The 24,773-nt window shown below is 70.7% G+C and carries 25 protein-coding genes; 13 read left to right on the plus strand and 12 right to left on the minus strand.

The window, feature by feature from the left end; translation table 11 throughout:
- Position 1: 1 nt before the first annotated feature.
- The 4 genes from AB0M93_RS19360 to AB0M93_RS19375 are packed head-to-tail and all read right to left on the minus strand — an operon-like array spanning position 2 to position 6,573.
- A complete protein-coding gene (locus AB0M93_RS19360; protein WP_364275265.1) occupies positions 2-1,702 on the minus strand; it encodes a hydantoinase B/oxoprolinase family protein in 1,701 nt (566 codons plus the stop codon).
- Positions 1,699-3,732: a hydantoinase/oxoprolinase family protein gene (locus AB0M93_RS19365; protein ID WP_364275266.1), complete on the minus strand. Its 2,034-nt coding sequence runs from the start codon at positions 3,730-3,732 to the stop codon at positions 1,699-1,701. The genes AB0M93_RS19360 and AB0M93_RS19365 overlap by 4 nt, the downstream gene beginning before the upstream one ends.
- Entirely contained in the window at positions 3,729-5,351 is a 1,623-nt protein-coding gene (locus AB0M93_RS19370) for a thiamine pyrophosphate-binding protein (protein WP_364275268.1), read from the minus strand. Before AB0M93_RS19370 ends, AB0M93_RS19365 begins: the two co-directional genes overlap by 4 nt.
- A gap of 43 nt (positions 5,352-5,394) precedes the next feature.
- Positions 5,395-6,573 (minus strand): FAD-binding oxidoreductase, encoded by a 1,179-nt coding sequence (locus AB0M93_RS19375; protein WP_364275270.1) that lies wholly within the window; start codon positions 6,571-6,573, stop codon positions 5,395-5,397.
- A gap of 80 nt (positions 6,574-6,653) precedes the next feature.
- On the opposite strand from AB0M93_RS19375, the gene AB0M93_RS19380 reads away from it, so the two are divergent.
- From AB0M93_RS19380 to pqqB, 6 genes are all read left to right on the plus strand, one after another.
- On the plus strand, positions 6,654-8,018 hold the full coding sequence (locus AB0M93_RS19380; protein ID WP_364275272.1) for a wax ester/triacylglycerol synthase family O-acyltransferase: 1,365 nt from the start codon (positions 6,654-6,656) through the stop codon (positions 8,016-8,018).
- Between the two features lie 116 nt (positions 8,019-8,134).
- Complete coding sequence (gene pqqA, locus AB0M93_RS19385; protein ID WP_033261286.1) at positions 8,135-8,221, plus strand: pyrroloquinoline quinone precursor peptide PqqA; 87 nt, start codon at positions 8,135-8,137, stop codon at positions 8,219-8,221.
- Positions 8,222-8,224: 3 nt separating this feature from the next.
- Positions 8,225-8,914, plus strand: a complete 690-nt coding sequence (pqqC, locus tag AB0M93_RS19390) for a pyrroloquinoline-quinone synthase PqqC (RefSeq protein ID WP_364275274.1) — start codon at positions 8,225-8,227, stop codon at positions 8,912-8,914.
- The gene (pqqD, locus tag AB0M93_RS19395) at positions 8,911-9,177 is read left to right on the plus strand and encodes a pyrroloquinoline quinone biosynthesis peptide chaperone PqqD (RefSeq protein ID WP_364275276.1); all 267 of its coding nucleotides are present in this window, start codon (positions 8,911-8,913) and stop codon (positions 9,175-9,177) included. The genes pqqC and pqqD overlap by 4 nt, the downstream gene beginning before the upstream one ends.
- Positions 9,168-10,232 (plus strand): pyrroloquinoline quinone biosynthesis protein PqqE, encoded by a 1,065-nt coding sequence (gene pqqE, locus AB0M93_RS19400; protein WP_364275278.1) that lies wholly within the window; start codon positions 9,168-9,170, stop codon positions 10,230-10,232. Before pqqD ends, pqqE begins: the two co-directional genes overlap by 10 nt.
- Positions 10,229-11,065, plus strand: a complete 837-nt coding sequence (gene pqqB, locus AB0M93_RS19405; RefSeq protein ID WP_364275280.1) for a pyrroloquinoline quinone biosynthesis protein PqqB — start codon at positions 10,229-10,231, stop codon at positions 11,063-11,065. Before pqqE ends, pqqB begins: the two co-directional genes overlap by 4 nt.
- Here pqqB and AB0M93_RS19410 read toward each other — a convergent pair.
- Positions 11,062-12,015 (minus strand): aldo/keto reductase, encoded by a 954-nt coding sequence (locus AB0M93_RS19410; protein ID WP_364275782.1) that lies wholly within the window; start codon positions 12,013-12,015, stop codon positions 11,062-11,064. The two genes, pqqB and AB0M93_RS19410, sit on opposite strands and share 4 nt — an antisense overlap.
- Positions 12,016-12,118: 103 nt before the next feature.
- On the opposite strand from AB0M93_RS19410, the gene AB0M93_RS19415 reads away from it, so the two are divergent.
- Positions 12,119-12,634, plus strand: coding sequence for a helix-turn-helix domain-containing protein (locus tag AB0M93_RS19415; RefSeq protein WP_364275282.1), 516 nt, complete (start codon positions 12,119-12,121; stop codon positions 12,632-12,634).
- Between the two features lie 157 nt (positions 12,635-12,791).
- Complete coding sequence (locus AB0M93_RS19420) at positions 12,792-14,012, plus strand: MFS transporter (RefSeq protein WP_364275284.1); 1,221 nt, start codon at positions 12,792-12,794, stop codon at positions 14,010-14,012.
- On the opposite strand, the gene AB0M93_RS19425 is transcribed toward AB0M93_RS19420, so the two are convergent.
- A complete protein-coding gene (locus AB0M93_RS19425; protein WP_364275286.1) occupies positions 13,966-14,439 on the minus strand; it encodes a MaoC family dehydratase in 474 nt (157 codons plus the stop codon). The genes AB0M93_RS19420 and AB0M93_RS19425 overlap by 47 nt on opposite strands.
- Before the next feature lie 64 nt (positions 14,440-14,503).
- Here AB0M93_RS19425 and AB0M93_RS19430 point away from each other — a divergent pair, with 64 nt between their 5' ends.
- Complete coding sequence (locus AB0M93_RS19430; protein ID WP_364275288.1) at positions 14,504-15,181, plus strand: helix-turn-helix transcriptional regulator; 678 nt, start codon at positions 14,504-14,506, stop codon at positions 15,179-15,181.
- Between the two features lie 5 nt (positions 15,182-15,186).
- Here AB0M93_RS19430 and AB0M93_RS19435 read toward each other — a convergent pair whose 3' ends face one another.
- From AB0M93_RS19435 to AB0M93_RS19445, 3 genes are read right to left on the minus strand one after another with little or no spacing between them, the layout of a single operon-like run.
- Positions 15,187-15,435 carry a hypothetical protein gene (locus tag AB0M93_RS19435; protein ID WP_364275290.1) on the minus strand — a complete coding sequence of 83 codons (249 nt, stop codon included), beginning with the start codon at positions 15,433-15,435 and terminating at the stop codon, positions 15,187-15,189.
- A gap of 58 nt (positions 15,436-15,493) precedes the next feature.
- Positions 15,494-16,876 (minus strand): amidase, encoded by a 1,383-nt coding sequence (locus AB0M93_RS19440; protein ID WP_364275291.1) that lies wholly within the window; start codon positions 16,874-16,876, stop codon positions 15,494-15,496.
- Positions 16,873-17,871 carry a D-2-hydroxyacid dehydrogenase gene (locus AB0M93_RS19445; protein WP_364275293.1) on the minus strand — a complete coding sequence of 333 codons (999 nt, stop codon included), beginning with the start codon at positions 17,869-17,871 and terminating at the stop codon, positions 16,873-16,875. The genes AB0M93_RS19440 and AB0M93_RS19445 overlap by 4 nt, the downstream gene beginning before the upstream one ends.
- A gap of 99 nt (positions 17,872-17,970) precedes the next feature.
- On the opposite strand from AB0M93_RS19445, the gene AB0M93_RS19450 reads away from it, so the two are divergent.
- From AB0M93_RS19450 to AB0M93_RS19460, 3 genes are read left to right on the plus strand one after another with little or no spacing between them, the layout of a single operon-like run.
- Positions 17,971-18,711: an Asp/Glu/hydantoin racemase gene (locus AB0M93_RS19450; protein ID WP_364275295.1), complete on the plus strand. Its 741-nt coding sequence runs from the start codon at positions 17,971-17,973 to the stop codon at positions 18,709-18,711.
- 60 nt (positions 18,712-18,771) lie between these two features.
- Positions 18,772-19,518: a maleate cis-trans isomerase gene (locus AB0M93_RS19455; RefSeq protein WP_364275297.1), complete on the plus strand. Its 747-nt coding sequence runs from the start codon at positions 18,772-18,774 to the stop codon at positions 19,516-19,518.
- Position 19,519: 1 nt separating this feature from the next.
- Positions 19,520-20,239: a GntR family transcriptional regulator gene (locus tag AB0M93_RS19460; protein WP_364275299.1), complete on the plus strand. Its 720-nt coding sequence runs from the start codon at positions 19,520-19,522 to the stop codon at positions 20,237-20,239.
- A gap of 139 nt (positions 20,240-20,378) precedes the next feature.
- Here AB0M93_RS19460 and AB0M93_RS19465 read toward each other — a convergent pair whose 3' ends face one another.
- Genes AB0M93_RS19465 through AB0M93_RS19475 form a run of 3 tightly spaced genes read right to left on the minus strand, consistent with a single transcriptional unit; the run spans position 20,379 to position 23,422 of the window.
- The gene (locus AB0M93_RS19465) at positions 20,379-20,843 is read right to left on the minus strand and encodes a DUF4262 domain-containing protein (protein ID WP_364275301.1); all 465 of its coding nucleotides are present in this window, start codon (positions 20,841-20,843) and stop codon (positions 20,379-20,381) included.
- A 60-nt stretch (positions 20,844-20,903) separates the two neighbouring features.
- Positions 20,904-21,962, minus strand: a complete 1,059-nt coding sequence (locus tag AB0M93_RS19470) for a tartrate dehydrogenase (protein ID WP_364275303.1) — start codon at positions 21,960-21,962, stop codon at positions 20,904-20,906.
- Positions 21,959-23,422, minus strand: coding sequence for an NAD-dependent succinate-semialdehyde dehydrogenase (locus AB0M93_RS19475; protein ID WP_364275305.1), 1,464 nt, complete (start codon positions 23,420-23,422; stop codon positions 21,959-21,961). The genes AB0M93_RS19470 and AB0M93_RS19475 overlap by 4 nt, the downstream gene beginning before the upstream one ends.
- 93 nt (positions 23,423-23,515) lie before the next feature.
- Here AB0M93_RS19475 and AB0M93_RS19480 point away from each other — a divergent pair, with 93 nt between their 5' ends.
- Positions 23,516-24,772: an aminotransferase class III-fold pyridoxal phosphate-dependent enzyme gene (locus AB0M93_RS19480; protein WP_364275307.1), complete on the plus strand. Its 1,257-nt coding sequence runs from the start codon at positions 23,516-23,518 to the stop codon at positions 24,770-24,772.
- Position 24,773 lies beyond the last annotated feature (1 nt).

A 24,773-nucleotide genomic window follows, 5' to 3' on the forward strand; every position in this document is an offset into this window, starting at 1 on the left:
GTCACTTCCCCGCTCTCAATTGCGCTGTCCGCTTTTCGTCCACTGTGTAGTCCTCGGGTAGCCGGACGAGTGCGTCCGGCTGTCCCAGGTACACCACTTCGACGCCGTACGCCTCGCGCGCCGCTTCCGTCGAGATGTATCCCTCGACGACGTCGGCGAGCACCGCCGCCACAGGCCGCTCGAACGGCGGCCCGTAGCCACCGCCACCCGGCAACGTGACGTCCACAACGGACTCCGCGGCCAGCGTCACGCGGCTCTTCGCGGGCAGGTTCGCCCCGCCGTACAGGCCGAAGCGGCCGACCGCGCCGGCCCGTCCACCGTCCACTCCGGACGCCGCGGCGCGCACGCGGTCGACGTTCCCATTGACACTCCAGGGGAAATCACCGCGGACGGCCATCGTCGTCACCTGGCCGAGGCCACCGCGCCACCGTCCGGGCCCGCCGGAGTCGACGCGCAGTTCGCGGGAGTGCTGGACCAGCGGCGTCGTCGTTTCGATCACCTCGGTCGGCGTCGACCGCAGGCCGCTCGGGAACCCCGTCGTGCTCAAGCCGTCCCTGTCCCGGCGCGCACCCGTGCCGCCGGTCTGGAAGACGTTCAGCATGAACCCCGGGCCGCGCCAGATGGTCATCCACAGCGCGTCCGCGCCCGGCGCGATCGCCGTGCCGGGCAGCGCGCCGATCAGCAGCGACGGCAGGAAGTGCCCGATCAGGTGCCGGGACGCGACCGGCGCCGGCGGCAGGCAGTTCAACACCGAGCCCTCGGGCGCGGTGACGCGCACCGGCCGGAACGACCCGGCGTTGTGCGGCACCTCAGGCGAGATCGCCGCCTTGACCGCGAAGGACGCGTACGCCCGCGTGTAGTTCAGCACGACGTTGATCCCGCGACGGCTCTGCGGTGACGATCCCGCGAAGTCGAGGTGGATCCCGTCACCGTCCACAGTGGCCGCGACGCGCAGCACGACCTCTTCGTCGTCGAAGCCGTCGGTGGCGATCTCGTTGGTGTACGTGCCGTCGGGGAGGGCGCGCAGCGCGTCCCGCAGCGCCTGCTCCGAACGGTCCATGATCTCGGCGGCGACGTCGTCCAGCGTTTCGAGGCCGAGTTCGTCCAGCAGCCGCAGCAGGCTCGCGGCGCCGACCTCGTTGCCGGTGACCTGCGCGTACAGGTCGCCGATGGTCTCTTCCGGCGTCCGGACGTTCGCGCGGATCAGCCGTTCCAGGTCGGCGTTGACCTCGCCGGCGCGCAGGAACTTGAGGATCGGCAGCCGAAGTCCTTCTTCGAAGACTTCGTAAGCTTCGGCGGAGACGAGCCGGCCGCCGATGTCGGGCGCGTGGCAGCACGACGCGAACCACGCGACCAGCCGGCCGCGGCGGAACACCGGCGTCGCCACGGTGATGTCGTTGATCTGCCCGGCGGTCTGCCACGGGTCGTTGGTGAGCAGCACGTCCCCGGGTTCGAGCGTCTCGGGCGGGTAGGCCGCGACGAAGTGGTGCATGCCGGTGGCCATCGCGTTGATGTGCCCCGGCGTGCCGCCGACGGACTGGCCGATCATCTCGCCACGCGAGTCGAACACCGCACACGCCAGGTCGAGCGACTCCCGCACGACGGCGGAGAACGCCGTGTTGACCAGTGCGTTCTGCTGCTCGGCGAGGATGGAGTGCAGCCGGTTGCCGAACAGCCCGGCGAGGATGGGGTCGACGCTCACACCGTTACCTCCAGAGCCCCGTCGCGCCGGACGACGCAGTGCGCGCCGGGCGGGACGACCACGGTGGACTCGCGCTCTTCCACGATGGCCGGCCCATCGACTCGCGTGTCCGGCGCGAGCCGGTACCGATCGAAGACGACCGTGTCGACAAATCCACCAGTCGACGGGAAGTACGCCTTGCGGGTGCCCTTCTGCGCGGTCCCACCAGACGCTTCCGCAGTCAGCCGCAGGGGGACGTCCGGCGCAGGTCCGCTCGAGACGACCCGCCAGTTCAGCACCTCGACGCCGACCGCCGGCCCCGTGCGCCGATAGAGCGCGCGGTAGGTGCGGGTGAACTCCTCTATCAGTGATAGGGGCCAGTTGCCGCCGCGGACCGGAACGCGGATCTCGTAGCCCTGCCCGGTGTAGCGCATCTCGGCGACCCGCCGGTGCGTCACCTCTTCCACTCCGGACTCGGCCAGCAGCGCCGCGCCTTCGGCCTCCATTTCGGCGAACAGCGCGTCGACCTGCTCCCACTCCAGGTCGTGCACGGCCGCGCGCGCCGAGCGGACGAAGTCGAACGCAAGCGGCGCGGTGAGGAACCCGGCGGCGCTGAGCACGCCGGCGACCGGGGGCGCGACAACGGACGGCGCCCCGAGCGCCCGCGCGACGCCGGCGCCGTGCACCGGGCCCGCGCCGCCGAAGGTGTACATCGGCAGCTTCGCCGGATCGTGCCCGCGCTCGACGGCGTGCACCCGGGCGGCGTTGGCCATGTCCTCGTTGACGCTGGCGTGGATGCCCCAAGCGGCCTCTTCGACGCTCACCCCGAGCGGGCCGGCGATCTTCTTCTCTAACACTGATCGGGACGCTTCGGCATCCAGGCGCATGCCGCCACCGAGGAAGTAGCCCGGGTCGAGATAGCCGAGCACGAGGTCGGCGTCGGTGACCGTGGGTTCGGTGCCGCCGCGGCCGTAGCAGGCCGGACCGGGCTCGGACCCCGCCGAGTCGGGCCCGACGGTCAGCAACCCCAGTGCGTCGATGCGGGCGATGGAACCGCCCCCGACGCCGATCTCGATCATGTCGGTCACCGGCACCTGCACCGGCAGTCCCGAGCCGGGCAGCAGCCGGTACTTGCGGTCGACCTCGAACTGGTGCGTGACCAGCGGCGCGCCGCCCGCGATCAGGCACAGTTTCGCCGTCGTGCCGCCCATGTCGAAAGCCAGCAGGTCAGGCGGTCCCAGCACCGCGGCCGCCAGCGCACCACCCGCCGGACCGGACTCCAGGATGCGGATCGGATGCCGCGCCGCGGTCTCGACGGTGACCACACCGCCGTTGGACAGCATGATGTGCGGCGCCCGCGGGATCCCGAGCCGTCTCAATCGGTGTTCGAGATCGCGCAGGTAGCGCTCGGTGAGATCCTGGACGTAAACGTTCGCTACCGTGGTCGACGCACGCTCGTACTCGCGGATCTCCGGGACGACGTCGGAAGACAGCGCAACGCGCAGACCGGGCGCAACCTCGGCGAGCAGCTCCGCGACGCGCCGCTCGTGCGCCGGGTTGGTGAAGGAGTGCAGGAAGCAGACAGCGACCGCTTCGATCCCGCGGTCCGCCAGTTCGCGACCGAGCTTCCGCACGTACTCCTCGTCGAGCCCGGTGTGCACGGACCCGTCGGCGAGGATGCGCTCCGGGACGTCGAACCGCAGGTGCCGCGGCACCAGGGGCGCGGGCAGTTCCAGGTGCAGGTCGTACAGCTCGTACCGGTGCTCGCGGCGCATCTCCAGGACGTCGCGGAAGCCGGCGGTGGCGAGCAGCGCGGTCCGCGAGCCCTTGCGCTCGATCAGCGCGTTCGTCACCAGCGTCGTCCCGTGGACCACCTGCGTCACGTCGGAAGCAGCGATCCCCGCGTCCGCCAGCAGCGCGGTCAATCCCTCTATCACTGCTAGAGCCGGCGCGTCGTGCGTGGTCAGAACCTTGCCGACGGCGACGATCCCGGCCTCGTCCACCGCGCAGAGGTCGGTGAACGTGCCGCCGATGTCGACGCCGATCCTCATGTCCGGTACCACCGCGGCGAGGTGTTCAGCGGTGGCTTCAGCTTGGCCTTCACGACCAGCACGTTCGGCTCGTCCGACTCGACGAACTCGCCGAGCAACCGCCGGAACGCGCGCCCGAACCCGGAAACCCGATCGGCGTGCACCCCGAACGACCGGGCCAGGCCGACGAAGTCCGGGCTGTCCCAGTCGACCCCGCGGTGCGGCAGGCCCTCGCGATCCTGGTCGTAGCGGAGCATGCCGTAGCCACCGTCGTCGACCAGGACGACAGTAACCGGCAACTGTTCCTGCGCGAGCGTCGCCAGGTCGCCGCAGCCGTAGAGGAACCCGCCGTCGCCGGTGATGCAGATGGCGCGCCCGGTGCCGGCCGCGGCCGCGCCGAGCGACGCCGGGAAGCCGTAGCCGAGGGTCCCCCAGCCCATCGGGTAGGCGAGCTTGCGCGGCGCGCGCACCCTGTGGAAGCCGCCGACCCAGTACCCGGCGACGCACATGTCGGAGACCAGCACCGCGTCCGTCGGCAGCACCTCGTCCAAAGTGGACAAGAAGTCGTAGGCCTGCGGCTCCTCGTCCCGGATCCGCTGGCGCACCCGGCGGCCGATGCCGGCCAGCCGCAGCGTGATGTCGTCGAGCCCGGGCCGCTGCTTCGGCAGCAATCTATCGACGATAGAGCGCGCGTCCCCGACGAGCGTGAGGTCCGGTATGTAGTTCTTGGCGGCGTCGTCGGCGTCGACGTTGACCGCGATCAGCTGCGGCGGTTTCGGCATCCGCCAGTTCTGCGTCATCAGGCCGTCGAAGTCGGTGCCGATGGCGAGCACGACGTCGGCTTCGTCCCACAGTTCCCCGACCTCCGGCGTGTGCACCGGGTTCGGCGCCAGGCACGGGTGGTCGAGCGGCAGCAGCCCGCGGGCGGCGAACGTGGTGATCACCGGCGCGGCGAGCTTCTCCGCGAGCGCGCCGATCGCGTCGCCCGCACCCGAGCGCAGCGCGCCGCCGCCGGCCCAGATCAGCGGATGCCGTGCGTCGGACAGCATCGCCTCGGCCCGGGCGAGGTCCGGGACGTCGACGTCCGGCTTGCGGTGCGGCGCGGGCGGACGTCGATGCGGGACCGTCTCGCGCAGGTAGTCGGTCGGCACGCCGAGGTAGACGGGGCCGCTCTGCGGCTGCAGCGCAAGGCGCGCGGCGCGGTGCACGGTGGTGCCGACCTGGTCGGCGGCCCGCACGGTGAAGCCGCCCTTGGTCACCGGCGCGAACATCGCCTGCTGGTCGGAGGTCTCATGCAGCACGCCGCGCACGACGCCGGGCCGCCGCAGCGTCGACGGGATGTCGGTGGCGATGACCAGCACCGGTGCCGCGGACGCCATGGCCTCGCCGACCGCGCCGAGGGTGTTCGCCGCGCCCGGGCCGGTGGTGACCAGCGCGACGCCGAGCTTGCCGGTGGCGCGGGCGTAGCCGTCGGCGGCGTACCCGGCCGTCTGTTCGTGGCGGACGCCGACGAGTTTGATGCCGGTTTCGCCGAGCGCCTCCCACAACGGCAGGTTGTGCACCCCCGGAAGCCCGAAGACGATCTCCGTTCCGAGCGCTTCCAGCGCGTCCACCAGCTCCCGAGCACCACTCACAGCCACGGCCCGGATACTGCCAGATCGTTGAACGATCTGGCAATCGGCCCTAGACGATGTGGTGTTCGACCGGTGCGGTATCGGCGCCGTCGAACCGCCGGACGTCCAGCTCCGCGACGTCCACCGCCGGTTCGCGCCCCAGGTAGAGGTCCCGGATCAGCTCGCCGGCGGCGGGCCCCATCTGAAAGCCGTGGCCGGAGAAACCGGTCGCGTAGAAGAACCGCGACAGCAGGACGCTTTCCCCCATGATCTGGTTGCGGTCCGGCGTCATTTCGTACAGCCCGGCCCAGGCCGTGCGGACGCCGGCGTCGAGGACGGCGGGGATCCGGCGGCCGGCCAGCTCGGCCAGGCGCGGCAGCCACTCGCCCGGCTCGTACCGGGTGTCGAAGCCCGGGAAGCCGTCGTCCTCGCTGAACGACATCGCCAGGCCCGGTCCCCCGCGGTGGAAGTAGAACGCCGACGGCAGCTCGATGGTCAACGGAACCGAGTCCGGCAGCCCGGGCACCGGCCCGGTGAACACGACCTGCCGCCGGTAAGGGCGCACCGGAAGGGCGAGGCCGGCGAGCTCCCCGACGCGCCCCGACCACGCGCCCGCGGCGCACACCACTGCTCCGGTCCGCACGAAGCCCGCCGTCGTGACGACGCCGATCAGCGTGTCGCCGTCGCGTTCGATCCCGGTGACTTCGACGCCGGTGCGCAGCGTCGCGCCGCACGCTCGCGCCGCACGCGCGTAGCCCTGGACGACAGCGTCCGGTGTGGCCTTTGCGTCGTCCGGGGACCACAGCGCGGCGACGATCCCGTCCGTCTCTATCAGTGGTAGGGCATCCTTCGCTTCCGCGGGATCGAGCAGGTGGCTGCGGACGCCGTACTCGCGCTGCAGCTCCGCGCACTGTCCGATTGCGGGCACGTCCGCCGGGTCGGTGAGCAGGTACAGGTAGCCGTCGCGCCGGAAGTCGATCTCGACGCCGAAGTCGCGCGTGAAAGCGCTGTACGCGGCGAGCCCGCGCAGTCCCAGCTCGACGTTGACGCGGGTGGTGAACGACGACCGGATGCCGCCCGCGGCCTTCGCCGTCGAGCCGCCGCCCAGCTCGCCGCGTTCGAGCAGCAGCACGTCGACACCGGCCTCGGCGAGCCGGAACGCGCAGCTGACACCGATGACGCCGCCACCGATCACGACGCACTCGGCCATCGGTGGCAACGACGTTTCCCCGGTGCCGCGGGCGGTCATACTCGCCAGAGTAGAACGTGATCCACCCGCGGCCGCCGAGCGCGTAGAGTCGGCGTGCCGAGCGCGGAAGGTGATGTCCCATGGCGATGATGCCCGTGACCGACTCGATGTTCCTCCTCGTCGAAACGCGCGAGCATCCGATGCACGTGGGCGGCCTGCAGCTGTTCAAGAAGCCCGACGGCGCCGGCGAAGAGTACCTTCGCGACATCCGTACTTCCCTGCTGGAATCGGACAACATGCGCTCGGTGTTCCGGCGCCGCCCCGCCCGGCCGGTGAACACGATGGGTCACGTGGCTTGGGCGAACGACGCCGAGCTCGAGCTCGACTACCACTTCCGGCACTCGGCGCTGCCGCGGCCGGGCCGCGTCCGCGAGCTGCTGGAGCTGACCGGCCGCTGGCACAGCACCCTGCTCGACCGGCACCGGCCGCTCTGGGAGACCCACCTCATCGAGGGACTCGACGACGGCCGGTTCGCCGTCTACACCAAGGTCCACCACGCGCTGATGGACGGCGTTTCGGCGCTGCGCCAGCTGCAGGGCACGCTGTCGGACGATCCCTCAGACATGGACTGCCCGCCGTGGTGGGGCAGCCGGCGCAAGCCCGGAGAAGAACGCGCGAAGCGCCCGCGGTCGTTCCTGCAGACCGCGAACAAGGCGGCCAGCCAGCTCGCAAGCCTGGCTCCCGCCGCGTTGAAGGTGGCGCGCGAGGCGTTCGGCGAACACACTCTGACGCTGCCGGGGCAAGCGCCGAAGACGATGCTCAACGTGCCGATCGGCGGCGCGCGGCGGTTCGCGGCGCAGAAGTGGTCGCTGGACCGGGTCCGGCAAGTGGCGACGGCGGCCGGAGTCTCGCGCAACGACGTCGTGCTCGCGATGTGCTCGGGTGCGCTCCGGGACTACCTCATCGAACAGCGCGCGCTGCCGGATTCGCCGCTCATCGCGATGGTGCCGGTGTCGCTGCGCCGCCAGAACGATCCCGGCGAGGCGGCGGGCAACAACATCGGCGCGCTGCTGTGCAACCTGGCCACCGACCTGCCGGACGCGGGCAAGCGGCTCGTCACGATCCACCAGTCGATGCGCAACGGCAAGCGGCTGTTCTCGGAGCTGACACCCCTGCAGACGCTGCTGCTATCGGCGGTCAACGTGGCGCAGCTCGGCGCGTCGCCGATCCCGGGCATCGTCAAGAACACGCGGCCGCCGTTCAACCTGGTGATCTCGAACGTCCCCGGCCCGCGCAAGCAGATGTACTGGAACGGCGCCCAGCTCGACGGCATCTACCCGGCCTCGGTGCTGCTGGACGGCCAAGCCGTGAACATCACCCTGACGAGCAACGGCGACCACCTCGACTTCGGCGTCACCGGCTGCCGCCGCAGCGTCCCGCACCTGCAGCGGATCCTGACACACCTCGACACAGCCTTGGTGGAACTCGAAGCTGCGGTAAGGTAGCCCGCTCACCGACACCTCGGCTCCCCCATCGGAAGGAATCTTTCCGAACTGGCTGGTCAGTCCGCTCCGCGCGCTCCTAGGGTGGCGACGATCGCCCCCGGAGAGAGGAGCAGGACATGACCGAGGAGTGGACGACCCCCGAGTTCGTCGAATACGAAACTCCCATGGAGGTCACCGCGTACGCGGCCCGCATGGCGGACTGACCGATGCCGGTCGAGCCACTGCCGGAAAGCGCATTCATCGCCGAGCTGCGCGGTCTTTCCGGCCGGTACTGGGGAACGCACCCGTTCCACCGCCGGCTGCACGCGGGCGAACTCGACGAACGCGGGCTGCGGATCTGGGCCGCCAACCGCTGGTACTACCAGTGCGTGCTGCCGCAGAAGGACGCGGCGATCATCAGCAACTGCCCGCTGCCGGAGATCCGCCGTCAGTGGCTCGACCGGATCGTCTACCACGACGGCGTGAGCGCCGGCACCGGCGGGATCGAACGCTGGCTGCGGCTCTGCACCGCGGTCGGCCTGGACCGGGACGAAGTGCTCGACGAGCGGCACGTCGTCCCCGGCGTCCGGTTCGCTGTGGACGCTTACGTCACCTTCGCGCGGACCAAGCCGTGGTGGGAGGCCGTCGCATCGGGACTGACCGAGATGTTCGCCGGGCACCTGATGCAGCGGCGCGTCGCGGACATGCTCGCGCACTACTCCTGGATCGCGCCCGAAGACCTGGCCTACTTCACGAACCGGATCGACAAGGTCGCCGGCGAGGGCAAGGACACCCTGGACATCGTGGTGCGCCACTGCGTCACGCGCGAGCAGCAGGACCGCGCGATCGCGGCGTTGTCGTTCAAGTGCGACGTCCTGTGGTCGATGCTCGACGCGATCGAGCGGGCGGCCGCGTGATCACCGCCGACTCGGTCCCGCAACTGCGGCGCGGTGTCCGATTGTCCTTCGACCACGTCCGGGAGACACACGTACTGCTGTTCCCCGAAGGCGTCCTGGTGCCGAACGCCACCGCGGCCGCCGTGCTGAAGCTGTGCGACGGCGCCCGGTCCGTCTCCGAAATCACGACGGCTCTTGCACAGCGCTACTCCGGTGTGCTCGCGCAGGACGTCCTGTCCGTGCTGTCCCGGCTGGGTGAACGGCGGGTCGTCGCATGGACGTGACGCCGCCGCTCGGCCTGCTGGCCGAGCTGACCCACCGCTGTCCGCTGCACTGTCCTTATTGTTCCAACCCGGTCGAGCTGACCGCCCGGGACGCCGAACTGTCCACTGCGGACTGGCTGTCGGTGCTTTCGCAGGCGCGCGAACTGGGCGTGCTGCAGGTGCACATGTCCGGCGGCGAGCCCCTGCTGAGGCCGGACCTGCCCGAGCTGGTCGCGCACGCGAGCGCGCTCGGCTGTTACGTCAACCTCGTCACGTCCGGGCTCGGCCTGACGGCGGCGCGGCTGGACGACCTCGTCGAGCGCGGGCTGGCGCACGTCCAGCTGTCGGCCCAGGGCGCGACCCGGGAGCGAGCCGACCTGCTGGCCGGCGCAAAGGCACATGACCGAAAAATTACTGCCGCTGAACTGGTGAAGGCGTCGGGATTGCCGCTGTCGCTGAACGTGGTGCTGCACCGGCGCAACCACGACCAGCTGGCCGGGATCATCGAGCTGGCCGAGCGGATGGGCGCGGACCGGCTGGAGCTGGCGAACACCCAGTACTACGGCTGGGCGTTGCGCAACCGCGCGGCATTGATGCCGACCCGTGCACAGCTCGAGGCGGCCGAGCCGGTGGTGCGCGCGGCTGTGGCGCGGCTGCGGGGCACGATGGAGATCGTCTACGTCGTCGCCGACTACTACGAGCCGTACCCGAAGCCGTGCATGTACGGCTGGGGTGCGCGGCAGCTGACCGTGGCGCCGGACGGCACCGTGCTGCCGTGCCCGGCGGCGTCGGCGATCACGACGCTCTCGCTGTCCAACGTCCGCGAGACACCGCTCGCCGAGATCTGGTACCGCTCCTCGTCGTTCACCGCCTACCGCGGCGAGGAGTGGATGACCGAGCCGTGCCGCACGTGCGACCGCCGCGGGCTCGACTTCGGCGGCTGCCGCTGTCAGGCGTTCCTGCTGACCGGCGACGCCGCGGCGACCGACCCGGTGTGCTCGCGGTCGCCGCAACGCGGGGTCGTCGACCTGGTGCTCGCCGAGCCGCCCGTCGCCGACCTGGTCATGCGCCGGTGAAGGTGATTCTGCTCGGCACCGCGGCGGGCGGCGGGTGCCCACAGTGGAACTGCGCGTGCCGGCTCTGCACGTCCGGACTGGTGCCGCGCTCGCAGGACTGCGTCGCGATCAGCGCGGACGGTGCCGGCTGGTACCTGCTCAACTGCTCGCCGGACATCCGGTCCCAGATCCTCGGGACGCCGGCGTTGCGCGCCGGGCCCAGACCGCGCGAGATCCCGCTGCGCGGAGTGCTGCTGACCGACGCCGAACTCGATCACTGCTTGGGACTGCTGATGCTGCGCGAGGCAGGCGGGCTCCCGGTGTGGGCACCGGAGCCCGTGCTGTCCGCGCTGTCTCCGTTCCGCACCATCGTCGACGGCTACGGTGACTGGACGTGGTTATCCGCCGTTAACATCCCCGGGCTGCGCGTCGACATGCTGCCGGTCAGCAACAAGCGACCGAAGTACGTCCCGGCCGGCGCGGAGGGCCCGTGGGTGGTCGCCTACCGGATCGAAGACATGGCGACGGGCGGCGTGCTGGTGTACGCGCCGTGCCTGCGGAGCTGGCCTCCCGGGTTCGACGCGCTGGTCTCCGACGCGGACCTCGTGCTCCTGGACGGAACGTTCTATGCGCCGGATGAGATGGCCGGCGTCGGCGGCCCGGACCAGCTCGCGATGGGGCACCTGCCGATCACCGCGAGCCTGCCCCGGATCGCCGCGCGTCCGGGACCACGCTGGGCGTTAACGCACGTTAACAACACGAACCCGGTGCTCGACCCGGCATCGGCCGAGCACGCCGCAGTACTGGCCGCAGGCGCGCTGCTGCCCCCGGACGGCACGACGTACGTGCTTTAGGCAATGCCCTCCGGTGCAGCGCCGACAACCTGGACCGCGTCAACGGTGATGCGGTCGATCTCGGCCAAGTCATCCGATGTCAGTTCGATGTCGGCGGCGGCAATGCCGGCCTCGATGTGCGCGGACCGCCGCGCGCCGACGATGGCGGCGTGCACACCGGGCCGCGCGAGCGTCCATGCGATAGCCAACTGGCTGACGGTGATACCGCGACGCGCAGCGAACTCCTTGAGCCGGTCGACGACCTGGAGGTTGCGACGCAGGTTGTCGTCTTGGAAGGCACTCGACTTCGAACGCCAGTCGGTGGGTTCGAAGGTCGTGTCCGGACTAAGAGCGCCAGTGAGCAGGCCGCTGCCGAGCGGGCTGTAGACGAAAACGCCGATGTCGTGCTCGCGGGCGTAAGGCAGCGAGTCGGTCTCGATGCCGCGCCGGAACAGGTGGTACGGCGGCTGCAGCGTCTCGACCGGGCGTGTCGCGTCGAAAGCTTCGAGCTGCGCGGCGTCGTAGTTCGAGACGCCGACGTGCCGGACCTTGCCGGCATCGACGAACTCCTGCATGAGCCCGGCGACCTCGGCGGCAGGCGTGTCCGGATCGGGCCAGTGCACCTGGTAGAGGTCGATGTGGTCGACGTTCAGGTTGCGCAGGCTGGAGTCGAGCCCTTGGGTCAGCCACGCGCGCCGGGAGTCACGCGGCCGCGCGGCGCGCGGGTTGATGCCGCCCTTGGTGGCGATGACGACGCCGGACACGTTGCGCAGGGCGCGCCCGAGCAGCACCTCGGACCGTCCTCGGCCGTAGGCCTGCGCGGTGTCGAAGAAGTTCACGCCGAGATCGCGGGCGTGGTGGATGGCCGCAATGGCGGTGTCCTCGTCGAAGGCGCCCCAGTCGCCGCCGAGCTGCCAGGTCCCGAAGGCGATCTTCGACACTTCCAGGCCGCTGCGGCCCAAGATCGTCATACGCATGCGTTCAGCACAGCACAGACATCGGACCATTGCACCGATCTTCCCGGCCAACGACACCCCCAAATAACTCTTTGACAGTCGTGGCAGGCTCGGCGGTATGCCCCACGACCACCTCCGGGTCCTGGCCCACCCGCTCCGCATGCGCATCCTGTCCCTGCTGACGGGCACGGCGATGAGCGCAGCCGAAGCGGCGCGCGAACTCGGCGAAACGCAGGCGAACACGAGCTACCACATCCGCCGCCTGCACGACGCGGGCCTGCTGGAGGTGGCCGAGGAGGTCCACATCCGCGGCGGCCGCGCCAAGCGCTACCGCCACCACCCGGACTCCGGCCGGCGCTTGACGAGCCGCAAGCCGGGCGAGGAGCAGCTGCTGACGAAGGCCATCGCAACGGAGCTCCTCCGCCGGGCGGCGGAGCGGGCCGCGGACCGCCCGGCGTCTTTGACGGACGCGGAGCTGTGGGTAGACCCGCAGCTCTGGGCGCGAATGCTGAAGCGGGCAACGGCGCTGAGCGAGGAGCTGCACGCGGCAGCGCAGCCACCGAGAACGCCGGGGACAGTCCGGGTCAGCGCGAGCGTGGCGCTGTTCGAGCTCTCAGCCGGAGATCACCGATGAGTGTGCCGCTTCCCGTTCCCAGGGCGCTCCGAAGCTCGCCTTCGGGCGTGTACGCCACCACACCCCGGCCGCCCCTGGCCGATTCAGGCCGGGCACCTCATCCGACCGGCCGCACTTTTGCCATCGCGCTTCGCCCGAGCTCACCGGAGCCGCTCCGATGACCACTCCCCTCCTCGCGCCACTGCGGGAAGCACAGTTCCGTGCCCTGGTCACCGGCCGGACGTTGGCCTACTTCGGCAACGCCGTCGCGCCCTTCGCCCTCGCCTTCGCCGTCGTCGATCTCACGGGGTCGGCTGTGGACCTCGGCCTCGTCGTCGGTGCGCGGTCGCTCGCCAACGTGCTGCTCGTGCTGTTCGGCGGGATGCTGGCCGACCGGCTGCCGCGGTCGGTCATCCTGCAGGGCACCGAAACCGCCGCGGCGCTCACGCAGGCCACCATCGCCGCGAGTGTCCTCGGAGGATTCGCGTCCGTTCCGCTGCTGGCCGGACTCAGCCTGGTCAACGGTGCCGTCTCGGCCATTTCACTCCCGGCGGCCGCCTCGCTGACGTCGTTGACCGTGCCCGGACCGCTGCTCGCCCCGGCGAACGCGCTGGTCCGGCTGCTGTCGAACGTCGGCCGGATCGCCGGGGCCGGGCTCGCCGGCGTCCTCGTCGCCTTCGCCGGCTCCGGCTGGGCACTCGGCGGGAACGCCCTGCTGTTCCTCGCCGCCGAGCTGGCGTACCGCCGGATCCGGCTGCCACGCAGCGAACAGTTGCCGGACCGTCGCCGGCCGTTCGGCGAACTCGCCGAGGGCTGGCGGGAGTTCCGCGCGCGGTCGTGGGTCTGGATCGTGGTGCTGCAGTTCATGGTCGTCAACGCGGTGAACGCGGGTGCGCTGCTGGTGATCGGCCCGCTGGTCGCCGACGACACGTTCGGCCGCACCGGCTGGGGGCTGGCGCTGGCCGTGCAGACCGCCGGCGCGCTGCTCGGCGGGATCGTCGCCGCGCGCCGGCAACCGCGGCGGATGCTCGCGATCGGCGTCGCACTCGTCATGGTCGACGCCCTGCCGATGCTGGCCCTCGGCGAGACGCCGTACCTGCTGCCGCTGCTGTTCGCGATGTTCGCCTCGGGCGTCGCGATCGAGCAGTTCGCCGTCGCCTGGGACGTGTCGCTGCAGGAGAACATCCCGCCGGACAAGCTCGCCCGCGTCTACTCCTACGACATGCTCGGCTCGTTCGTCGCGATGCCGCTCGGGCAGCTCGCCGCGGGCCCGCTGGCCGAGCACGCCGGCCGGTCCGCGACGCTCCTCGGCGGCGCGGCGCTGATCGTCGGCGCGACGGTGATCGCGCTGATCAATCCGCAGATCCGTGGCCTGGTCCGGCAGGCTTCACCCGGATGAGGTTCAGCAGGCTCGCGCTGAACACGACGTCGCCGCCGCCGTCGGTGAACTCGACGCGCGTGCGCACCAGCCCCCGGTCGGGCTTGGAGCGGGAACGGCGCGCCTCGGTCACGGTGGCCCGCAGCCGCAGCACGGCGCCCGGCCGCACCGGGCGTGGCCAGCGCAGCTCGTCGACGCCCGGGCTGCCCAGGCTGGACACCGGGGACAGGTAGTGCTCCGCGTAGAGCCGCATCATCAGGCTCGCGGTGTGCCAGCCGCTGGCGATCAGGCCGCCGAACGGACCGTCCGCCGCCGCGGCCGCGTCGACGTGGAAGTCCTGCGGGTCGTAGCGCCGGGCGAATTCCAGGATCTCGGCCTCGGGCACCTCGACGCTCCCGCAGTCGTGGGTGACGCCCGGGACGTAGTCCTCGAAGTAGCGATCAGTCACGGCCGCAGAGTGCCACAGGAACCGTTCGATCCGGAGCGAACCGTTCCGCGGTTAGGCTCGCGCCATGCCCGGCGAGCCCGACATCGCGACGGTCGCCCAGGCCATCGGCGAGCCGGCGCGGGCGGCGATGTTGCTGCAGCTGATGGACGGCGACGCACACACTGCCCGGGCTTTGGCGACGGTCGCCGGGATCGCGCCGTCCACCGCGAGTTCCCACCTGCGCCGTCTGCGCGAGACGGGCCTCGTCGAGGTGACCGACGCGGGCCGGCGGCGTCTGCACCGACTCGCCGGCCCGGAGGTGGCCCAGCTCGTGGAGGCATTGGCGGCGCTCGCCCCACCGCGCCTGCCGGAACGGTTCCAGCCCGACCCACCGGCGGGGCCGCTGCTGCGCGCCCGTGCGTGTTACGGCCACGTGGCCGGGCAACTGGGCATCGACTTGGCCGTGATGCTGCGCAAGGACGGCGTCGTCGACGACCTGGCACCGGGTGAGACGGGCGCGATCCGCACCTTCGACCACCCGCTGCTGGCCGCGCTGGACATCGTCGATTCAACGGGTGCGGGACCGGCGGTGCGCGCGTGCCTGGACTGGTCGCACGGAACCGTCCACCTCGCGGGGGCGCTGGGAGCCACGCTCATGACGGCGCTTCTCGACGCCGGCTGGGTGCGCCGCCGGCCGCACGGCCGGGCGCTGCGGATCACCGAGACCGGCCGGCGTCAGCTCGGCGAACTCGGCCTCGGCTGACTGCGTCACCGGCCCGCGTGGGGCTCCGGCAGATGACCGTCGAGGCGCCACCAGCTCTCCAGCGTCTCGCGCAGCGCCTTCAGCAGCTCACCGCCGGTCTCCAGCGGGACCAGCGCCGCTTTTCCGTCGTCCACCCGCAGCGCGGCGGCCAGCCGGTCGCCCTGTTCGATCAGGCCGACGATCACCCGCGTCGGCTCACCGGTCACGTCGACCGTCGGGATGGCTCTTTCGTATTGCCAGCCTGGAGCGTTCACCCGGCCGACAGTGGCACAGCCCGCCGCGCTCCGGTCCGGGTTTCACCCTCAAGTGTGGTCAGGCGGGCGCCCAGGGCCGCACTTCCTCCAGCAGCTTCGCCACGGCCAGCACGAGGTCGTCCGAATGCCGCGGTCCGACGATCTGCAGGCCCACCGGCAGCCCGGCCGACGTGCGCCCGGCCGGCACGCTGATCGCCGGCTGCTGCGTCATGTTGAAGGGATAGGTGAACGGCGTCCACTCCGGCCACTCGCTCAGGCCGCTGCCCGGCGGCACGTCGTGCCCGGCCTCGAACGCCGCGATCGGCACGGTCGGCGTGATCAGCACGTCGTAGCGCGTGTGGAACTCGCCCATTCGGATGCCGAGGGCGGCGCGCTCGGCGGTCGCGTCGAGGTAGTCGCTCGCCGTCCACTTCCGGCCCAGCTCCCAGACCCTGCGGAGGCCGGGGTCGGTGCGCTCTTCGGAACCCGGCGGGAACGAGTCCAGCAGCTTCGCCGCACCCGAGGACCACAGGATGTCGAACGCCGGCTTCGGGTCGGCGAACCCGGGATCGGTCTCCTCGATGTGCAGCCCGGCGTCGCCCAGCGCGCGGACCGCACTCGCGACGATCGAGGCCACCTCCGGATCGACGTCGACGTAGCCGAGAGTCGGCGAGAACGCGGCGATCAGGCCGCGCACGTCCCGCCGGACCGCCTCGCGGAACGACGCCACCGGCGGCGCCAGCGCGGCCGGGTCACGGTGGTCGGGCAGCGACAGCACGTCCAGCAGCAGCGCGGTGTCGTCCACCGACCGCGCCATCGGGCCGGCGTGCGAGAGCGGCCCGAACGGGCTCGCGGGGTAGAGGGGGATCCGGCCGTGCGTCGGCTTCAGCCCGACGATGCCGCAGAACGACGCCGGGATCCGCACCGAGCCGCCGCCGTCGGTGCCGACCGACAGCTCTCCCATCCCGGCCGCGACGGCCGCGGCGCTGCCGCCGCTCGACCCGCCTGCCGTCTTCGACGGATCGGCCGGGTTGCGCGTGATGCCCTGCAGCGGGCTGTCGGTGACGCCCTTCCACGCGATCTCCGGTGTGGTCGTCTTGCCCAGCAGCACCAGTCCCGCCTCGCGCATCCGCGCGGCGACCGGGCTGTCGACGTCCCACGGCTGGTCGGGGTCGATGCTCTTCGAGCCGCGGACGGTCGGCCAGCCCTGGGTGAGGAACATGTCCTTGATCGAGGACGGCACGCCGTCGAGCCAGCCGATCGGGTTCCCGTCCCGCCAGCGGGCCTCTGACGCTTTGGCTTGCTCCAGCGCACGCTCGGCATCGACGAGGCAGTACGCGTTGCACTCGCCGTCGCGGGTTTCGATGGCCTGCAGTGCGTTCTGCGTCGCCTCTATCGGTGATAGTTCACCGGTGGCGTAGGCGGCGACGAGCTCGCTGGCGGTCAGCATCCTGTCGTTCATCCGGCTCCCTGGTTCCCCGACGGCACGTACCCCAGCGTCTTGTCGATGACGTTGCGCAGCGGCTCCCCAGCGCGCCAGCGGCGGAAGTTTTCGGTGAACACCTCGACCAGCGTGTTCCGCCAGCCGACGAAGTCACCGGACATGTGCGGCGAGATCAGCACGTCCGGCATGGCCCACAGCGGGCTGTCCGGCGGCAGGGGCTCGGTGTCGAACACGTCGAGCGCGGCGCCGGCGATGGTCCGGTTCTCGAGGGCCGCGACCAGGTCGGGCGTCACCACCAGCTCCCCCCGGCCGACGTTGACGAACCGCGCCGACGGCTTCATCGCGGCGAACGCGCGCGCGTCGAACATGCCCTTGGTGTGCTCGGTCAGCGGCGCAACCGCGACGACGTAGTCGGCGTGCGGCAGGACCTCGGTGAGCCGGGCGGACTCGTGCACGACACCGAAGTCGGGATCCCCGGTACGCGCCCGGCGCCCGGCACCGGTCACCCGCATCCCGGCCGCGCGCAGCAGCCGCGCGATGGCCCGGCCGATCGGCCCGGTGCCGACGACCACCACCTCGCGACCGGCGATCCGCTCACTTTCGCGGTGCAGCCAGCGGCCCTCGCACTGCAGGTCGTACGAACGCGCGAAGTCCTTCGCGAAGGCGAGCACGACGCCCAGGACGTACTCCGCGATGGCGTCGTCGAAAACCCCCCGCGAGTTGGTGAGGACCACGTCGCTCTCGCGCAGCCCGGGGAACAGCACGGGGTCGACACCCGCGCTGGCGATGTGCAGCCACTGCAGCCGGTCGGCCGCGTGCCACGCCCCCGGTACCGCCGTGGAGAGGAAGTCGTAGACGAAGAGGGCGTCTGCTCCGGACAGCGCTTCGGCGAGACCTGCCGCGTCCGTGTAACGCACGACCGCCCCGGATTCGACTGCACGCATGTCCGGTGGGCGGGACTCGCCGCAGAGCACTGCCAGGACGGGAGTTTCCCGGTGTTCCGAGGCGATCACGTTGACACGGTAAAAGTCACTCGTATGATTGTCAACAATCCGAGGAACGACCCCGGAGCACCGGACTGTCAAGTACAGACGTATTCCGGAGGCTGAGCCTTGGATTTCGATTTCCTGGCGTTCGACGGCCCGCTGGCGCAACGCGGCATCGGCGTCATCGCCCCCTTCGACCTCGCGCTGGAGCGCGAACTCTGGCGCTGGGTGCCGATGGAGGTGTCCCTCCACCTCGCCCGCACGCCGTACGAACCGGTGCCGGTCAGCATGGAGATGGCCCGCCTCGTCAGCGACAGCCACCACCTGGCCGGCGCCACTCGTGACGTGTTGCACGTCGAGCCCGAGGTCGTCGCTTACCTCTGCACGTCGGGCAGCTTCGTGAACGGCGTGGACTACGAGCGTTCGCTGACCAAGGCGATCTGCGACGCCGGCGCGCCGGACGCCGTCACCACGTCGGGCGCGCTGGCCGAGGTGCTGCACCAGCTCGACCTCCACCGCGTCTCGGTGCTCACGCCGTACGACGCCGATCTCACCCAGGCCCTGCACGGCTTCCTCGCCGAACTGGACGTCGAGACCGTGGCCAGCGACCACCTCGGCCTGGGCGGCGGCATCTGGAAGGTCAGCTACCGGACCATCGCCGAGCGCATCCTCGCCGCCGACCACGGCGACGCCGAAGCGATCTTCGTCAGCTGCACGAATCTCCCGACCTATGACGTGATCGAGCCCCTGGAAGCCGCGCTCGGCAAGCCGGTGCTCACGGCCAACCAGCTGACCATGTGGGCGTGCCTGCGCCGGATGAACCTCCCCATCGTCGGACCCGGAAGGTGGCTTCGTGACGTGTCGTGAGTGTTTTCCTTGACCGGCCCTCTAGGATTGTCGACAATTTGCGTCCCCTCCGGAGGTTCCGTGACCACCATCGGCTTCATCTACCCCGACCACGCGGCCGAAGACGACTACCCGCTGGCCGAGCAGCTGCTCGGCGGCGCGGCCGTCGACGAGGGCGACATCCGGCTGGCGGTCGAGCACATCTACGGCACCGACAAGCACGCTGTCGCCGAACTGCTGGACCTCGGCAGCGAGGCCCGGCTCGCCGACGGCGCCGCCCTCCTCGGCAAGCACGAGCCCGCCGCGGTCATCTGGGCGTGCACCAGCGGCAGCTTCGTCTACGGCTGGGACGGCGCCCGCGACCAGGCCGACCGCCTCGCCGCCGTCGCCGGGGTCCCGGCCTCCAGCACCTCCTTCGCGTTCGTGCACGCCGCGCGTGCTCTGGACGTCAAGCGCGTCGCGGTGGCCGCCAGCTACCCGGACGACATCGCGCGGCTGTTCGTGGAGTTCCTCAAGGCCGGCGGCATCGAAGTCGTCTCGATGGCCAGCGCCGACATCATCACCGCCGCGGAAGTGGGCGCGATGAGCTCGGAAGCCGTCGTCGAGCTCGCCGTGAGCCACGACCACCCGGACGCCGAAGCGGTGCTCGTGCCGGACACCGCGATGCGCACCCTCGGCGAGATCAACGCCGTCGAGGCCGCGCTCCGGAAGCCCGTGCTGACCGCCAACCAGGTCACGGTCTGGGAGGGACTGCGCCTGACGGGGCAGCACCGGCTCGTCCGCTCGCTCGGCGCGCTCTTCCGGCACCTGCCGGACGGAGCTGCCTGACATGGCCCTGCCACCGGGCATGCTGCCCGAAATCGAACCGGTCAGCCGCGAGTCGACGGCCGCGGTCATCGCGCGCCAGCTGCGCGACGCGATCATGACCGGCGCCCTCCCGCCCGGGACCCAGCTCGGCGAAACCGAGCTGGCCGCGCGGTTCCAGGTGTCACGGGGGCCACTCCGGGAAGCAATGCAGCACCTGGTCTCGGAAGGGCTCCTCCGCAGCGAACGGCACCGCGGGCTGTTCGTGATCGACCTCGAGCCCGGGGACGTCTACGACATCTACGCAGCTCGCTCGGCGATCGAACGCGCCGCCATGCTCCGCGCCCTGCGTGGCGGAGACCGTGATCGGATCGCCGACCTCCTCGAGCAGACAGTCGTCGAGATGGCGACCGCCGCGAGCGAGGACGACCCCAGCGCCCTCTCCACCGCGGATCTCAGGTTCCACGAGGCCCTCATCAACGCGTCCGGCAGCAAGCGGCTCGTCCGGATGGCCCGGACGCTCCTCATCGAGACGCGGATGTGCCTCACCGCGCTGCAGAGCACCTACCAGCGGGTCGAAGAACGCGTGGAAGAGCACACGAAGCTCATCCAGGCGCTGCGGGACGGCGACGAAGAGACGGCGCTGGCGCTTCTCGATGCGCACATGGAGGACGCCGTTCAGCGGCTCGCGCCGGGTACCAGCCTCACGGACGGGCACGCGCCACCGGTGCCGGGCAACGCTTGACCGGAACGCCGCCACGCGCGCTCTCAGGCGCGGCACCCGCATCCGGACGACAGGCTCGCGTACCGGCACGGGCGTCACGCGCACGTGAACGGCCCGCGAGGGTTCCGGGAAACAGTTGACCGGTCGGGTGCACCGGCATTCAGCCTTCATGGCGCACTCCCAGGACCGGCTGGCCACCGCGGCCGTCGCGGTAGTCCGGGGACCACGGGAAGCGCCCCTGGGTGTCCGCGTGAACCAGTTGCAGCGCACGGATTTCCGGGCCGTACAGCGCCGCCGCGAACACCAGGTGCGCCGACGGCTCCGTGAGCGGGACGACCTCGACCAGCGGGCCGTCCTGCAGCGGGATGCGCTCGCCCGGCGACGGTGGCGACGCGTGCAGTACGTGCGCTGCCACGCCGTTCAGCAGACCGGCGGCCGGGCGCACCGGCAATCCGGTCACGACCAGTTCGGGCAGGTCGTACCCGCTCAGGCCGATCGTGTAGGCCCATGGCGGGTACGGCCCCGCGCCTTCCACGCCCTGCACGAGCCATCCACGGTCGGCCACGCCTTCGCGAAGCCGTTCCAGGTACCCGGGTCTGTCCGGGTTGTCACACAGCCGGCACATCGGTGCCTCCTCCCCCTCGGTGGGTTCACGACCACCGTGCCGGAGGGCACCGACAAAAACTCAGCCCAGCGCTTCGGCCACTGCCGCGCCGAGCCGTTCTGTGGTATCCGTGCCGCCGAGGTCGGGCGTGCGCACCCGGCCATCGTCGAGCACCCGGTCCACCGCAGCCCGGATTGCTTGTGCGGCAACGGTTTCACCCAGGTGCTCGACCAGCATCGCGGCCGCCAGGATCTGCGCCACGGGGTTGGCGATGCCCTGCCCGGCGATGTCCGGAGCACTCCCGTGGACCGCCTCGAACATCGACGGGAATTCACCCGATGGATTGATGTTGCCGGACGGCGCCATGCCGAGACCACCGGTGATCGCGGCGGCGAGGTCGCTGAGGATGTCGCCGAAGAGGTTCGACGCCACGATGATGTCGAGCCGGTCCGGCGCCTGAACCATGCACGCAGCCAAGGCATCCACGTGCATCTGTTCACTGTGGACGTCCGGGAACTCGGCCGCGACCTCGGCGAAGATCTCGTCCCAGAAGGGCATCGAGTGGATCAGGCCGTTGGATTTCGTCGCCGAGCAAACGCGGGCAGACCGCGTCCGCGCCAGTTCGAACGCGTACCGGATGATGCGCGTGACGCCGACGCGCGTGAAAACCGACTCCTGCAGGACGAATTCGTCCGGCCTCCCGGCGTTGTGCCGGCCGCCGATCGCGGAGTACTCGCCTTCGGAGTTCTCCCGGACGATGACCAGCTCCAGCTCCTCGGCCTTCCGCCCGGCCAGCACGGAAGCCGTGCCGGGCAGCAGCCGCACCGGGCGCAGATTGACGTACTGCTGGAACGCGCGTCGCAGCGGAATCAGCAAGCCCCACAGCGAAACGTGGTCCGGGACGCCGGGGAAGCCGACGGCGCCGAGCAGGATGCCGTCGAATGCCGACAGCTGCGCGACGCCGTCGTCCGGCATCATCGCACCGTCACGGGCGTACCGTTCGCAGCTCCAGTCGAACTCCGTCCACTCCAGCGAAAAACCGAAGAGAGCGGAGGCCCGGTCGAGGACCTTGCGGGCCTCGACCGTGACGTCCACGCCGATCCCGTCGCCGGGAATGCTCGCCAACCGGTAGGCCGTCACAAGGCCACCGCGATGTACTTGGTCTCGAGGAATTCGTCGATGCCGACCGAGCCGCCCTCGCGGCCCAGCCCGGACTGCTTGATCCCGCCGAAGGGGGCCGCCGGGTTCGAAACAATGCCTTGGTTGAGCCCGATCATGCCGGCTTCGAGAGCTTCGGAGACGCGCAGCGCGCGCTTGAGGTCGCTGGTGAAGACATAGGAAACGAGCCCGAACTCCGTGTCGTTCGCCTTCGCGATCGCCTCTTCCTCGGTGTCGAACGGGGTGATCGGGGCGACCGGCCCGAAGATCTCCTCGTGCGTCAGCCGCGCCTCCTGCGGGACGTCGGTGAGCACGGTGGCCTGGTAGAAGTGGCCCGGCCCGTCGACGTCGGAGCCGCCGGTGAGGACCTTCGCGCCGCGGTCGGTGGCGTCCTTGACCAGCTCGGTCACCTTGTCCACGGCGTTCTGGTCGATCAGCGGGCCGACCACGACGTCCTTCTCCGTGCCGCGGCCCATCGGCAGCGCCTGCATGCGCTCGGTCAGGCGCCGCGCGAACTCCTCGACGACGCCGCGCTGCACGTAGAACCGGTTCGCCGCGGTGCACGCCTCGCCGATGTTGCGCATCTTCGCCTGCATCGCGCCGTCGATGGCCGCGTCCATGTCCGCGTCGTCGAAGACGAGGAACGGCGCGTTGCCGCCCAGCTCCATCGACGTGCGCAGGATCTTGTCGGCGCACTGCTCCAGGAGCTTGCGGCCGACGCCGGTCGAGCCGGTGAAGGAGAGCTTGCGGGCGCGGCCGTCGCGGATCAGCGGTTCCATCACGCCACCGGAGTCGCTGGTCGTGACGACGTTGAGCACGCCTTCGGGCAGGCCCGCTTCGGCGAGGATGCCGGCTAGCGCGAGCATCGACAGCGGCGTCTGCGCGGCGGGCTTGATCACCGACGTGCAGCCCGCGGCGATCGCCGGGCCGATCTTGCGGGTGCCCATCGCCATCGGGAAGTTCCACGGCGTGATCAGCAGCGTCGGCCCGACCGGCTGCTTCGTGATGAGGAACCGGCCGGCGCCGTTCGGGGCGGTCGCGTAGCCGCCGTCGATACGGACCGCCTCCTCGGCGAACCAGCGGAAGAACTCAGCGGCGTAAGCGATCTCGCCCTTCGACTCGGCGAGCGGCTTGCCCATCTCGAGCGTCATCAGCAGCGCCAGTTCCTCCTGGCGCTTCATCAGCAGTTCGTAGGCCCGGCGCAGGATCTCACCGCGCTCACGCGGCGCCATCTTCGCGAAGTCGGCCTGCGCTGCGACGGCGGCGTCCAGCGCGGCGACGCCGTCCACCGGCGAGGCGTCGGCGACCTGGCACAGCTCCCGGCCGGTAGCCGGGTCGACCACCGGGAACGTCTTCCCGGACTCGGCGGCCACCCACTTGCCGCCGATGAACAGTTCCTTGCCGACCGCCTCGACGACGCCGGACTCGGTGCTCGCACTCATCCCGACTGCTCCTCACGTGTTGTCCCGAGGGCCATGCTATGGATATTGTCAACAATCGACAACCCGCTCAGACCGACCTAGGAGCACGCTGCCATGGCCCAGCTATCTCCGCTGCTCAAGCAGGCAACGCCCGTAGTGGTCGACCACGGTGAAGGGGTTTACCTCTACGACGTGGAGGGCAAACGCCACCTCGACTTCACCGCCGGTATCGGCGTGACGAGCACCGGGCACTGCCATCCCCACGTCGTGCGGGCCGCGCAGGAGCAGATCGGCAAGCTCGTCCACGGGCAGTACACGACGGTGATGCACAAGCCGCTGCTCGAACTGACCGAACGGCTCGGTGCCGTCCTGCCCAGCGGGCTCGACTCCCTCTTCTACGCCAACTCGGGCAGCGAAGCCGTCGAAGCGGCGTTGCGGCTTTCGCGGCAGGCGACGAAGCGCCCGAACGTCATCGTCTTCCAGGGCGGCTTCCACGGCCGGACCGTCGCCGCCGCGTCCATGACGACGTCCGGGACGCGGTTCAGCGCCGGCATCGGCCCGCTGATGGCCGGCGTGCACGTCGCGCCGTTCCCCTACGCTTACCACTACGGCTGGGACGAGCAGACGGCGACGAAGTTCGCGCTGCGGGAGCTGGATTACCTCTTCCAGACCGTCTGCGCACCGAACGAGACCGCCGCGTTCTTCGTCGAGCCCGTGCTCGGCGAGGGCGGGTACGTGCCGGCGAACACCGAGTTCCTCGCGGGCCTGCGCGAGCGCGCCGACCGGCACGGCATCCTCCTGGTCGTCGACGAAATCCAGACCGGCTTCGGCCGCACCGGGAAGTTTTGGGGACACGACCACTTCGACGTCTCGCCCGACATCGTCCTCATCGCGAAGGGCCTGGCGAGCGGCTTCCCGCTGTCCGGCATCGCCGCTTCGCAAGAGCTGATGGCGAAGGCGTTCCCGGGCTCGCAGGGCGGTACGTACGGCGGCAACGCCGTCTCGTGCGCCGCGGCGATCGCTACGCTCGAGGTCATCCAGCAGGAGAACCTGGTGGAGAACGCCGCCGAGCGTGGCCGTCAGCTGCTCGAAGGCGCGCGCGTGATCGCGGACAAGACGCCGTCGATCGGCGAGGTGCGCGGGCTCGGGTTGCTGGTGGGTTCGGAGTTCACCACCGCCGACGGCGAGCCCGACACAGCGACCGCCCAGGCTGCGCAGCAGGCAGCGTCGAAGAGTGGCCTGCTGCTGCTCACCTGCGGGCCGTACATGAACGTCGTCCGCATGGTGCCGCCGCTGGTCGTGACCGCCGAGCAGGTCGACGACGCGCTGCGCATCTGGGGTGACGTCGTCGCGTCGGTCACCGGGAGCTGAG

The organism is Amycolatopsis sp. NPDC051102 (assembly GCF_040682815.1).
Lineage (GTDB): Bacteria > Actinomycetota > Actinomycetes > Mycobacteriales > Pseudonocardiaceae > Amycolatopsis.